Raw genomic sequence first — 11,973 nt, 5'->3', positions numbered from 1 at the left:
ATCTCTCAAGGATTCCAGCCATGTCAAGGGTAGGTAAGGTTTTTCGCGTTGCATCGAATTAATCCACATCATCCACCGCTTGTGCGGGTCCCCGTCAATTCCTTTGAGTTTTAATCTTGCGACCGTACTCCCCAGGCGGTCTACTTCACGCGTTAGCTGCGTTACCAAGTCAATTAAGACCCGACAACTAGTAGACATCGTTTAGGGCGTGGACTACCAGGGTATCTAATCCTGTTTGCTCCCCACGCTTTCGTGCATGAGCGTCAATCTTGACCCAGGGGGCTGCCTTCGCCATCGGTGTTCCTCCACATATCTACGCATTTCACTGCTACACGTGGAATTCTACCCCCCTCTGCCAGATTCTAGCCTTGCAGTCTCCAATGCAATTCCCAGGTTGAGCCCGGGGATTTCACATCAGACTTACAAAACCGCCTGCGCACGCTTTACGCCCAGTAATTCCGATTAACGCTTGCACCCTACGTATTACCGCGGCTGCTGGCACGTAGTTAGCCGGTGCTTATTCTTCAGGTACCGTCATTAGCAAGAGATATTAGCTCTCACCGTTTCTTCCCTGACAAAAGAGCTTTACAACCCGAAGGCCTTCTTCACTCACGCGGCATTGCTGGATCAGGCTTTCGCCCATTGTCCAAAATTCCCCACTGCTGCCTCCCGTAGGAGTCTGGACCGTGTCTCAGTTCCAGTGTGGCTGGTCGTCCTCTCAGACCAGCTACTGATCGATGCCTTGGTAGGCTTTTACCCTACCAACTAGCTAATCAGATATCGGCCGCTCCACGAGCATGAGGTCTTGCGATCCCCCACTTTCATCCTTAGATCGTATGCGGTATTAGCGTAACTTTCGCTACGTTATCCCCCACTCTAGGGTACGTTCCGATATATTACTCACCCGTTCGCCACTCGCCACCAGAGCAAGCTCCGTGCTGCCGTTCGACTTGCATGTGTAAGGCATGCCGCCAGCGTTCAATCTGAGCCAGGATCAAACTCTTCAGTTTAATCTCTGTTACTTTGCCCTTTTACAGGCATGGTCGAACTATTTAACTAGTTCAAACCCCTCGCATTGCGAGGTGTTTGCTCACTCAAAAAACTGACAGGCTACTTCCGAAGAAGTATCCTATTTCATTATTTCTTGTGAACATTTGATATTTTAAGTTTTACAGTGATCCGAAGATCACTGCTGCACTTACATCAAATGCCCACACTTATCGACTGTTAATTGTTAAAGAACGGTATTCGGTACTGCTTATTTACTACTCTCGCGCTATCGACAAAGCGTTGTGTTTGTCAGCTGCGAAGAAGGAAGAGTATGAAGCGTTTGCAGCATTTCGTCAACCTTCTTTTTCACCCTGCTTTACTCGGCATTTGCATGCGTCGTTCAGCGAGGGGGCGAATTATAGCCCTGCCCTGCGTGCCCGGCAAGGACTATTTCGATGCAGTGGCATGTCTACGCCGCCCAGCAAGCCCTGCCTTCACTTCAAGCGCCTTTTTGTGCAGCCTGTCGCAATCGACTGGCGTAGTTTGTGGTCTTTAGGCACAGTGGCAACATCAGACTCTGACGCTACTCAACAAGGGGTTAAACTTGCCCGCTGCGTCGATTAACTCTTGTACTTGAAAGTACCTCCCATGCTTCCGATTTCCAGCCTGCCCCAATTGTTGAAAACCATCCTCGCTTGGTTGCAACGGGCATTCGACGCGACGACGACCTGGGTCACCCAGCTATCCTGGTGGAAATTTTTCCTGTTCGCGGCGCTGGCCCTGATCGCCGGCTCCATTTTGCAAGATGAGCTGTTCTCGTCCAGCCAGGACGAAGAAGTTGTCATCAAGTCGCATAAACGCAGCAGCAAGGGCGCGGGTGAGACCAATATTCTGATCGACGATACCGGCATCCATTTCAATCCCCGCAACAGCAAGAACCGGCGTAGCAGCACGACCGATGCCGCCAGCGACCCGGCCGATGCAACCGAGGCGGACGAGCACACAAACGCCGTGCCGCAAGCGCCACCAGAACCACCGGCCGCCCCCGCCAAGCCCAGCTATCCGGTGACCACTAATGCTTCAGGGGAAGAAGTCCATATTGAATTACCGCCACAGATCGGCGAAGAGTTGTCGAATGCCATAGAAGAAGCGGTCGATGATGCGGCAGAACAAAAAGTGTCACGCTATCACCAGCAAGCCTCGACCTGGTTCAAGAGCTTTGTGTCTTTGCTGGTGCTGGCCTTGTTCGCCATGAAGGCCCTGGTTGGCGGCAAGAAACGTGCGGAAGCGCAAACTGTCACGGCGAATGAGGCAGCCGAACGGGAATCCATGCAGCGCCAGCTCAGCGAAGCGAAGATGCAGATGATGCAGGCCCAAGTCGAGCCGCACTTCCTGTTCAACACGCTTGCCTCCGTCGAGCACCTGATCCAGGTCGATCCGCCGCGCGCGGCCAAGATGCAACGCAGCCTGATCCAGTATCTGCGCGCCGTGCTGCCGCAAATGCGCGACAACGCCCTGATTACCAACCTGGGCCGTGAAGCGGACATGGTGCAGGCGTACTTGAACCTGCTGAAAATGCGCATGGAAGAACGCCTGACCGTCGATTTTCAGATTCCCGACGGCCTGCGCAGCGCCGCCTTCCCTCCCATGATGCTGCAATCGATGGTGGAAAATGCCATCAAGCATGGCCTGGAAGTCAAACCGGAAGGCGGCACCCTGCGCATCGTGGCCGAAGTGGCGCACAGCAAGCTGCGCGTCATCGTCACTGATGACGGCCTGGGCTTTGGCGTGGTGCCCAGCGATGGCACGGGACTGGGTTTGCCCACTATCCGCGAACGCCTGAAACTGCTACATGGTGAGCAGGGCAGCCTGACCATCACGCCCAACCAGCCCAGCGGTGTGTGCGCGGTGATAGAAGTGCCATATCAGCTGTCTAAATAAGACAGTTGATAAAAACGCTAAATCATTGAATAATCAATCTTCGCCTGTTCACACTTGAGACCTATGCCTACCGCTATTATTGCCGACGACGAAAGACTGATGCGCGACCAGCTGCGCCTGCGCCTGGGCCAGGCCTGGCCTGAACTGGAAATCATCGGCGAAGCCAAGAATGGCGACGAAGCGATCGAGCTGGTGGAGCAACTCAAACCCGACTTTGCTTTCCTCGATATCCGCATGCCGGGCAAGACGGGCATGGAGGCGGCGCAAGTGATTGGCAGCAAGACGCATATCGTCTTTGTCACGGCCTATGATACCCACGCTGTCGAAGCCTTCGAGCGGGGCGCCGTCGATTATGTGCTCAAGCCGCCCGAGCATGAACGCTTGCTGGTGACGGTGGAGCGCCTGAAAACGCACTTGAACAAGCCGGCCCTGGACGTCAACAGCAGCGTCACGGCCATGCTGTCGCAGCTGGCAGAGAAAATAACGGCCAAGCCCACCTACCTGCAATGGATACAGGCCAGCATCGGCCAGGACTTGCGCATGATTCCCGTAGAAGAGATTTTGTTTTTCCGTTCTGACGAGAAATACACCTGCGTGCAGACAGCCAAGTATGAGGCGCTGATCCGCAAGCCCGTGCGCGACCTGGCCGAAGAGCTCGACCCTTCGCTATTCTGGCAAATCCACCGTGCCACTCTGGTCAACGTGAATGCCATCGAAGGCGTGACGCGCGATATACGCGGCCGCCACCTGGTGCTCATCAAAGGAAAATCCGACAAGCTCGAAGTGAGCCGCAGCTTCTTGCACCTGTTCAAGCAAATGTAGGTCTCTCGCCGGCGCCCGGCCCAGGCCGGCGCGGCGCATAGCTCTCTTCTTTCCCCTTCCTGCGCCACATCAAGCCGTGCCGCACCAACAGGCATAGGCTACATAAAGTCCAACTCTCCATCCCTGTCTTGCCTGCCTTCGTTCACGTTCGCAAGGAGAACCCCATGCCCGACCGAGGCAGTCCCACACTGCTGCGCATCCTGCCGTTGGGCATGGCGGCGGCGCTATTGCTGTGCTTGTTTCCTCCGCTGAAAGCCCGCCGACAACGGCAGGCACGCGGCCAGGCCATCATCGACAGCGCCAGCGATGCCATCATCAGCATCGACAGCGAGCAAATCATCCTGCTTGCGAACGCGGCGGCAGCCAGATTGTTCGACGACACGCCAGCCGGCATGCGCGGCATGCGCCTGGGCCACTACATCCTGCGCGACTTGCGCACCCTGGGCAGCCTGGGCAACCACGAGGGCGATCCGCCGTTTGGCGACATCAGCCAGGAGTTGCGCCTGACAGGCCGGCGCGCCACCGATTACACCTTGACGGGACGGCGCAACGATGGCGCCATGTTCCCTCTCGAAGGTTCGCTCTCCAGCATGCAGGAAGACGGTCATAGCGTATTTACCGTCATCGTGCGCGATATCAGTGTGCGCCAGCAAATGCATGAACAGCTGGCCCACTCTTTTTCACAATTGCGTGAATTGTCGAGCGCGCTACAATCCATCCGCGAAGAGGAACGCAAGCATATCGCGCGCGAACTGCATGACGACCTGGGGCAGTTGCTGGCCACCTTGCGCGTCGACTTGACCCTGGTGCGCCAGCACACGGACACGACCCAGCCCCTGCAGACCCTGCTGCACAGCATGGACAGCTTGCTGGTGACAGCCATCACCTCGCTGCGACGCATCGCCAGCAACCTGCGCCCACGCGCGCTCGATGAAGGGGGACTGTATTTTTCACTACAGAAGCTACGCCACGATTTCCTGCAGCGTCGCGCCGTGCATTTTGATTTACTGGCCGACGAGGCCGACCTGGTGCTCGACGATGCGCGCAGCACGGCCATCTACCGCATCGTGCAAGAAGCACTGACGAATATCGCGCGCCATGCCGAGGCGAACCACATCACCATTGCCCTGCACCGCATCGACTCCTCGCTGGCGATCACCATTCAGGATGACGGCCGCGGCATTGCCGAACACGACCTGGAAAAAGCCACGGCCCTGGGACTACTGGGCATGCGCGAACGGGTGTGGGGCTTGAACGGCAGCATCCATATTGGCGCCGATAACAAACTCGGCGGCACACGCATTGAAATCTCGCTGCCCATGCAGGCGGCAGTGATGGAAACAGCCACGTCATAACGAAAAAAAGGCGCCCGCAGGCGCCTTGGTCATCCATCACATCAACTGATGCTTAGAATTTGTGTGCAATACCAACTTGGTACGAGGTCAGCGACTTGACGCGCTCGCGGCCAGCGTAAGCGTACACGTCGGTGCGCTTCGACAGGTGGTAGTCGTAGCCGACGCCAAATTCCTTGATGGTGTCTTGATCCTTGACCTTGTTGTTGCTTTGCTCTTGCTTGCCATACGACACTTTGGCATCGCCGCCGCCAACCGTGTAGTTCAGGCCGATCAGGTAGGACTTGTATTCGCCCGTGGTTGCCACCTTGGTGTCGCCTTTCGAGTAAGCCGCCGTGATCTTGGCTGGGCCGAATTTATAGCCGCCACCGATGGACCACAGGTCAGGCTTGGCCGCCGTTGCCGTTGCTTGCACGGCTTTTTCGTAACCGGCGTGCAAGCTGATCGGGCCGTTGTCGTAGGTTGCCAGGCCGATCACACCTGCGTCAGCGCTGTTGACTTCGCTCAGCACGTATTGCAGGCTGCCCACGAAACCTTCAAAACTTGGGCTGTTGTAGGTCACAGCGTTGTTCACGCGCGACGAGCCGACGCCCGAACGCAGCAGGGTTTCATTGTTTTTGCCAACCACGCCATAGGTATTGAATGGATCGACGCGGGCGATGGTGCCATCGACCAGATTCTTGGTGCGGCCCAGGATGGCGGTACCGAAAGCGCCCTTCAAGCCCACATATGCTTGACGGTCGAACAACACGCCTTTTTGCGCGCCGGTGTCGGCCAGGAATTCACTTTCCAGGTTGAAAATTGCGGACAGGCCGCCACCCAGATCTTCCGTACCCTTGAAACCGAGGCGCGACGCATTGTTTTCGCGTTGTACCGTCGGCTGGCCAGTGGTCTTGGCAATACCGAGGTCAACCAGACCATACACGGTGACGTTCGATTGTGCTTGCGCCGTAGCTGCTGCGAAGGTGCCGATGATCAATGCTGCCAGAGTAATTTTTTTCACTTGAGATTCTCTACATTAGGTTGGACAAGTTGAGCTGCTGCTGAGCTGCTTAGCTGCTGAACCGAATCATGCCCACCAAATACTTCAACAATATGACATCGACAAGATGTTGCTTTTTGGCACAACATCGTGTCACATAAAAACAACAGGCGAAAAAAAACCGCCCGAGGGCGGTTAATGTTGCCGTTCCGGCTTTACTTCAGGCGGCAGCTCAGCAGCCAGTAGTATTCCAGGCGCTTCATGCGGATTTCACGGGTCGAATGGGCAAATTTCTTGCGCAGATGACTATCCGACGGGAAATTCTTCAGCACTTCATAGCGCTCGCCCCCATCCGTTGTGCGGAACTGATGGGTATTACCTTCCAGGTCAGTGCGCGCGATGACGGTGTTGCTGCCATCAACATAGGAATTGTCAATCAGCACCAGCAGAATGTCCTTGCCCAGCTTGCTGCGCAATTGCTTCAGGTATTTGTCCTGGTCTTCGCGCTTGACGTGCGACCACCAGAAGCCGGCGAACACGGCCGTGAACTTGCCCAGCAAGTCATCAGGTAAATTGAACGCATCGAGCTTGGCGAAGGTGACGTTGTCGGGCAAGCCGCGTGCCTGAGCCAGCGCCAGCATTTCATCGTTGATATCGGTGGCCAGCACCGACTCGGCCGACTCGGCGACCAGTTCCGTCCAGTAACCGGTACCACAGGCCAGTTCCAGCACGGTGTGGCCTTCCAGCACGTCGGCGACCTTGTCGCGCAACACTTCCAGGTCTTCCTGGCGTTCGGGCTTGTCATAGACGCGCTCGTACTGCTGCGCGATGGTGGCGTAATATTTGGCAAGCTGATCGGTAATCATGTGTTTCTTCTCTTCTAAATAATCCGGGCCAGGCACATCGCCCGCCCGTGTCCTGCATTGTTATAGTTCGTAATGCTCTTTATCACCGCTCATCGCCTGCTCGATGAGCTTGCGATTCAAGGTCGGCGTCAGCAACTCGATAAAGGTATAAATATAGCTACGCAAATACGCGCCCTGCTTGACGGCCACGCGCGACACATTCATGCCGAACAGGTGGCCGACAGGGATGGCGCGCAAGCCTTTGTCGCGCTCGGCATCGAAGGCCATACCCGCTATGATACCAATCCCCATGCCCAACTCGACATAAGTCTTGATGACGTCGGCATCGATGGCTTCCAGCAAGATGTCCGGCTTCAGGCCGCGCAGCACGAAAGCATGGTCGATCTTGTTGCGTCCGGCAAACGCGCTGTCATAGGTAATCAGGGGGAAAGCGGCGATTTCCTCCAGGGTCACGGACTTCGACTTGAGCAGCGGATGGTCGACCGGCACCACCACCACGTGCTCCCATTGATAGCAGGGCAAGGTAATCAAGCCATCGATGGCGGCGATTGATTCCGTGGCGATCGCAAGATCGGCCTGGTCGCGCTGCACCATCTCGGCGATCTGGCGTGGATTTCCTTGCAATAACGACAATCTCACCTTGGGGAACTTGATCATGAACGCTTGCACCACCTTGGGCAAGGTGTAGCGCGCCTGCGTATGCGTGGTGGCAATGGTAAAGCTGCCGCTGTCCTGTGCCGCGAATTCCTTGCCGATGCGCTTCATGCTGTCGATTTCCTGCATGATCAGCTCGACCGACTCCAGCACCAGGCGACCCGGCTCCGTCAAGCCGCGGATGCGCTTGCCGTGGCGTGTAAAAATATCCACGCCCAGCTCTTCCTCCAGCTCGATGATGGCTTTCGACACGCCCGGTTGCGACGTAAACAAGGCCTTGGCGGCGTCCGTCAGGTTATAGTTCTGCCGGACCGCTTCGCGCACGAAGCGCAGTTGATGGAGATTCATTGCTGGTTTGCCCTAGATTGCCGTGATTTGCCGAGTTTCCGCCCCACCCATGATTTTGTGCTCATGCATATACGCATATCGCATATAAGCAAATGCGTACTAAGTAGTTTGGAATAAACACTAAGTTTATTACTATTGCGAGTACTTTGGGGGTGCAAGCATGACTTTGTCTTATATAGTCTCAGGATTTGCCGTAGGATTACTGGTAGGAATGACCGGCGTGGGCGGCGGCTCGCTGATGACGCCGTTGTTGACCCTGCTGTTTGGCGTGCCTCCTTCCGTGGCGGTGGGCACCGACTTGGCCTTCGCCTCGATCACCAAGAGCGCCGGCACCCTCACGCACCGCCTGCGCGGCACCATCCGCTGGGATATTGTCAAGCGCCTGTGCATCGGCGCCCTGCCCGCCGCCGTCGTCGCGACCCTGGCGCTGAAATCGTTCGGCACCCTGTCACCGGAAATCGGCCAGATCATCCGTTACTCGATCGCCGCCTCCGTGCTGCTGACCGTCGTGGCGCTGATCTTCAAGGGCCGCATGCTGGCCTGGATCAACGCGCACCCTGAGAAACAATTACAAGGCAACAAGCTTACTGCTGCAACCATTATCTCCGGCGCCGTGCTGGGTGTGCTGGTGACGGTCTCGTCGATTGGCGCCGGCGCCATCGGCGCCACCTTGCTGGTGATGCTGTATCCACGCATGAGCTCGGCAGAAGTGGCGGGCACCGATATCGCCTACGCCGTGCCCCTGACCGCCATCGCCGCCCTGGGCCACTGGTGGCTCGGTTCCATCCACTGGGAATTGCTGGCCTCGCTGCTGGTCGGCTCCTTGCCCGGCATCACGCTCGGTTCCTGGGTTGCCCGCTCGGTGCCGGAAAAGTTTTTACGCGTGCTGCTGGCGATGACCTTGACCGGCGTGGCAGTGAAGCTAATCTATTAATGACCGACCATGTGATCAGAGCAGTATCAAGAACATCATCCCAGGCAGTCTTCCAGCACCCCGGCTTTTTTAGGAATTGATATGTACCATTACGATCAGTACGACCACCTCATCATCAAAGAACGCATCGCCCAGTACCGAGACCAGGTTGCGCGCCGTATCGCCAATGAACTGACGGAAGAGGAATTCATCCCGCTGCGCCTGCAAAACGGCCTGTACATGCAACGCCACGCCTACATGCTGCGCATCGCCGTGCCGTACGGCTTGCTGTCGTCCAAGCAGATGCGCATGTTCGCGCACATCGCGCGCAAATATGACCGCGGCTATGGCCACTTCACCACGCGCCAGAACATCCAGTTCAACTGGATCGAACTGGAACAGACACCCGATATCCTGACGGATCTGGCATCGGTGGAAATGCACGCGATCCAGACTTCCGGCAACTGTATCCGTAATACAACATCTGACCCCTACGCCGGCGTCGCGGCCGATGAAATCATCGATCCGCGTCCGTATGCGGAAGTGTTGCGCCAGTGGAGCACCTTCCACCCCGAATTCATCGCCCTGCCGCGTAAATTCAAGGTTGCCATCAATGGCGCCGAGGAAGACCGCGCCGCCATTGCCGTGCACGATATCGGCTTGACGGCCGTGCGCAACGCAGCCGGCGAAGTGGGCTTCAAGGTGATGGCCGGCGGCGGCATGGGCCGCACGCCGATTCTGGGCAGCGTGGTGCGCGAATTTTTACCGTGGCAACACTTGCTGACCTACATCCAGGCCATCATGCGCGTGTACAACTTGCACGGCCGCCGCGATAACAAATACAAGGCGCGCATCAAGATTCTGTTGAAAGCCATCGGCGTGGAAGAATTCACGCGCCAGGTGGAAGCAGAGTGGGTCGACTTGAAGGACGGTCCCGAAACATTGAGCGCCGAGGAAATGCAGCGCGTGGCGGACTTCTTCAATCCGCCCGCCTACCTTGCCCTGCCGGAACTCGATTACAAGACGGAACACGCGGACAACAAGGCCTACGTGAACTGGCTGGCGCGCAACGTCAAGCCGCACCAGCGCCCCGGCTATGTGGCCGTGGTGTTGTCCTTGAAGAAAACGGGCGTGCCGCCGGGCGACGCGACGGCCGAGCAGATCGACTTCGTGGCCGACCTGGCCGACCGCTACAGCTTTGGCGAATTGCGCGTGACGCATGAGCAAAACCTGGTGCTGGCCGACGTCGAGCAATCGAAACTGTTCAAGCTGTGGCAGGAAGCCAAGGCGCATGGCTTGGCCACGCCGAACATCGGTTTGTTGACCGACATGATCTGCTGCCCGGGCGGCGATTTCTGCTCGCTGGCGAACGCCAAGTCGCTGCCGATCGCGGCCGCCATTGCCGAGCGCTTCGACAGCATCGACTTCCAGCACGACATCGGCGAGATCGAGCTGAATATTTCCGGCTGCATCAATGCCTGCGGCCACCATCATGTGGGCAGCATCGGCATCCTCGGCGTCGACAAGGATGGCAGCGAATGGTATCAAGTGTCGATCGGTGGCGCGCAAGGCAACCACGCCGCCATCGGCAAGATCATCGGACCATCGTTCTCTTCCCTGCAAATGCCTGAAGTCATCGGCCGCCTACTGCACGTCTACGTGCGCGACCGTCATGAAGGCGAGCGCTTCGTCGATACGGCCCAGCGCCTAGGCCTGGCGCCGTTCAAGGAACATGTCTATGCAACGCCGATCACGGTCGGCAACCTGGTGGGAGAAGACGAATATGTTTGAAGTACGCGAAGAAATCATCAAGAACGCCGCCGTGGTGCCGAATAGCTGGGGCTTGCTGCGCCTCGATGAAAACGACACGCCGGAAACGGTGGTCGTGCCTGCCGGTAGGGTCATCGTGCCGCTGCCAGTCTGGCAAGCCCAGCGCGAGACCCTGCTGGCTCGCCTGCCCGATATCGGCGTCTGGTTGGCCAGCGACGAGCGGCCGGAAGACCTGGCGGCCGACGTGGCGCAACTGCCCGTCATCGGCGTGGACTTCCCGAAATTCACGGATGGCCGCGGCTATTCCATCGCGTTCAACCTGCGCGCCCGCCTGGGCTTCCAAGGTGAATTGCGCGCCATTGGCGACGTGCTGCGCGACCAGCTGTTTTCCATGCACCGGGTCGGCTTCGATGCGTATGCCACCCGGTCCGACCGCAGCATCCATGATGCCCTGAAAGGTTTGTCTGTCTTTTCGGAAACCTACCAAGCGTCGTGGGATCAAAAATCGCCGCTGTTCCGCCGCCACCAGCGCGAAGGCCAGAATCCTGACCTCGACAACGCGGCCGGCATCTGAGGAACCGTGATGAGCGATCTGACTACTTTAATTGACGCCACCGAGCAAACGCTGACACGCATCGCCGCAGATTTTGCGCCGGCCGTGTTCGCGTCCAGCCTGGCAGCCGAAGACATGGTGCTGACCGACATGATTCTCAAGGCGAAGCTGGCCATCGGCATCTTTTCCCTGGAAACAGGCCGGTTGCACCAGGAAACCCTGGCCGTGCTCGACAAGGTCAAGGCCCGCTACGACCACGACATCACCTTGTACCGCCCGCAGCCGGAAGCGGTGGCAACCTATGTGGAACAGAATGGCTTGAATGCGTTCTACAACAGCGTCGAGATGCGCCGCGAATGCTGCCGCATCCGCAAGGTCGAACCGCTGGGCCGCGCGCTGGCCGGCAACAAGGCCTGGGTCACGGGACAACGCCGCGCCCAGTCCACAACGCGCGCCGAGCTGCACGTACAGGAAGACGACGCCGCGCACGCGATGACGAAATTCAATCCGCTGGCCGACTGGTCCGAGCAAGATGTGTGGGACTATATCCGCGCCAACGACGTGCCCTACAACGCGCTGCACGACCAGGGCTACCCGTCCATCGGCTGCGAACCGTGCACGCGGGCCGTCCAGCCAGGCGAAGATGTGCGCGCCGGGCGTTGGTGGTGGGAAAACCCGGAATCCAAGGAATGCGGCCTGCACATGGTGGACGGTAAGTTGATACGCATCAAATCCGTGGCAGCCTGAACAGACACAACAGACTCAGCAGAACAAGAAGGTAC

At 57.7% G+C, this 11,973-nt stretch carries 10 protein-coding genes and 1 rRNA gene; 7 read left to right on the top strand and 4 right to left on the bottom strand.

Annotated elements, in window-relative coordinates; translation table 11 throughout:
• A 16S ribosomal RNA gene (locus ACQ4W7_RS19805) occupies positions 1 to 1,010 on the bottom strand; the annotation flags it as partial.
• A gap of 628 nt (positions 1,011 to 1,638) precedes the next feature.
• Between ACQ4W7_RS19805 and ACQ4W7_RS19800 the strand changes: the two genes are divergently transcribed.
• The 3 genes from ACQ4W7_RS19800 to ACQ4W7_RS19790 all read left to right on the top strand — a co-directional run bounded on the left by ACQ4W7_RS19800 (position 1,639) and on the right by ACQ4W7_RS19790 (position 5,108).
• Positions 1,639 to 2,931 carry a sensor histidine kinase gene (locus ACQ4W7_RS19800; RefSeq protein WP_426072852.1) on the top strand — a complete coding sequence of 431 codons (1,293 nt, stop codon included), beginning with the start codon at positions 1,639 to 1,641 and terminating at the stop codon, positions 2,929 to 2,931.
• Between the two features lie 63 nt (positions 2,932 to 2,994).
• On the top strand, positions 2,995 to 3,753 hold the full coding sequence (locus ACQ4W7_RS19795; RefSeq protein WP_101480230.1) for a LytR/AlgR family response regulator transcription factor: 759 nt from the start codon (positions 2,995 to 2,997) through the stop codon (positions 3,751 to 3,753).
• Between the two features lie 164 nt (positions 3,754 to 3,917).
• Complete coding sequence (locus ACQ4W7_RS19790) at positions 3,918 to 5,108, top strand: PAS domain-containing sensor histidine kinase (protein WP_436532673.1); 1,191 nt, start codon at positions 3,918 to 3,920, stop codon at positions 5,106 to 5,108.
• A gap of 52 nt (positions 5,109 to 5,160) precedes the next feature.
• On the opposite strand, the gene ACQ4W7_RS19785 is transcribed toward ACQ4W7_RS19790, so the two are convergent.
• From ACQ4W7_RS19785 to ACQ4W7_RS19775, 3 genes are all read right to left on the bottom strand, one after another.
• Positions 5,161 to 6,108, bottom strand: a complete 948-nt coding sequence (locus ACQ4W7_RS19785) for a porin (RefSeq protein WP_426072850.1) — start codon at positions 6,106 to 6,108, stop codon at positions 5,161 to 5,163.
• Between the two features lie 194 nt (positions 6,109 to 6,302).
• The gene (locus ACQ4W7_RS19780) at positions 6,303 to 6,953 is read right to left on the bottom strand and encodes a class I SAM-dependent methyltransferase (protein WP_426072849.1); all 651 of its coding nucleotides are present in this window, start codon (positions 6,951 to 6,953) and stop codon (positions 6,303 to 6,305) included.
• Positions 6,954 to 7,013: 60 nt separating this feature from the next.
• On the bottom strand, positions 7,014 to 7,955 hold the full coding sequence (locus ACQ4W7_RS19775; RefSeq protein WP_102292355.1) for a CysB family HTH-type transcriptional regulator: 942 nt from the start codon (positions 7,953 to 7,955) through the stop codon (positions 7,014 to 7,016).
• A 160-nt stretch (positions 7,956 to 8,115) separates the two neighbouring features.
• Between ACQ4W7_RS19775 and ACQ4W7_RS19770 the strand changes: the two genes are divergently transcribed.
• The 4 genes from ACQ4W7_RS19770 (at position 8,116) to ACQ4W7_RS19755 (ending at position 11,938) form a co-directional block, all read left to right on the top strand.
• Positions 8,116 to 8,889: a sulfite exporter TauE/SafE family protein gene (locus ACQ4W7_RS19770; protein WP_426072848.1), complete on the top strand. Its 774-nt coding sequence runs from the start codon at positions 8,116 to 8,118 to the stop codon at positions 8,887 to 8,889.
• A gap of 81 nt (positions 8,890 to 8,970) precedes the next feature.
• Complete coding sequence (locus ACQ4W7_RS19765) at positions 8,971 to 10,659, top strand: nitrite/sulfite reductase (protein ID WP_426072847.1); 1,689 nt, start codon at positions 8,971 to 8,973, stop codon at positions 10,657 to 10,659.
• On the top strand, positions 10,652 to 11,212 hold the full coding sequence (locus ACQ4W7_RS19760) for a DUF934 domain-containing protein (protein WP_436532669.1): 561 nt from the start codon (positions 10,652 to 10,654) through the stop codon (positions 11,210 to 11,212). Before ACQ4W7_RS19765 ends, ACQ4W7_RS19760 begins: the two co-directional genes overlap by 8 nt.
• A 9-nt stretch (positions 11,213 to 11,221) precedes the next feature.
• Positions 11,222 to 11,938, top strand: coding sequence for a phosphoadenylyl-sulfate reductase (locus tag ACQ4W7_RS19755; RefSeq protein WP_436532667.1), 717 nt, complete (start codon positions 11,222 to 11,224; stop codon positions 11,936 to 11,938).
• The last annotated feature ends 35 nt before the right edge of the window (positions 11,939 to 11,973 follow it).

Origin of the sequence: Janthinobacterium algoris (assembly GCF_051380935.1) — a bacterium.
GTDB lineage: Bacteria > Pseudomonadota > Gammaproteobacteria > Burkholderiales > Burkholderiaceae_D > Janthinobacterium.
Note: the sequence above shows the minus strand (reverse complement) of the source record. Positions and strands in the feature narration are given on the sequence as shown.

Bases quoted from the DNA above. Each gene is read 5' to 3' on its own strand.
- ACQ4W7_RS19755 (WP_436532667.1), top strand. From the start codon at position 11,222: ATGAGCGATCTGACTACTTTAATTGACGCCACCGAGCAAACGCTGACA.
- ACQ4W7_RS19790 (WP_436532673.1), top strand. From the start codon at position 3,918: ATGCCCGACCGAGGCAGTCCCACACTGCTGCGCATCCTGCCGTTGGGC.
- ACQ4W7_RS19775 (WP_102292355.1), bottom strand. From the start codon at position 7,955: ATGAATCTCCATCAACTGCGCTTCGTGCGCGAAGCGGTCCGGCAGAAC.
- ACQ4W7_RS19765 (WP_426072847.1), top strand. From the start codon at position 8,971: ATGTACCATTACGATCAGTACGACCACCTCATCATCAAAGAACGCATC.
- ACQ4W7_RS19795 (WP_101480230.1), top strand. From the start codon at position 2,995: ATGCCTACCGCTATTATTGCCGACGACGAAAGACTGATGCGCGACCAG.
- ACQ4W7_RS19780 (WP_426072849.1), bottom strand. From the start codon at position 6,953: ATGATTACCGATCAGCTTGCCAAATATTACGCCACCATCGCGCAGCAG.
- ACQ4W7_RS19760 (WP_436532669.1), top strand. From the start codon at position 10,652: ATGTTTGAAGTACGCGAAGAAATCATCAAGAACGCCGCCGTGGTGCCG.
- ACQ4W7_RS19770 (WP_426072848.1), top strand. From the start codon at position 8,116: ATGACTTTGTCTTATATAGTCTCAGGATTTGCCGTAGGATTACTGGTA.
- ACQ4W7_RS19800 (WP_426072852.1), top strand. From the start codon at position 1,639: ATGCTTCCGATTTCCAGCCTGCCCCAATTGTTGAAAACCATCCTCGCT.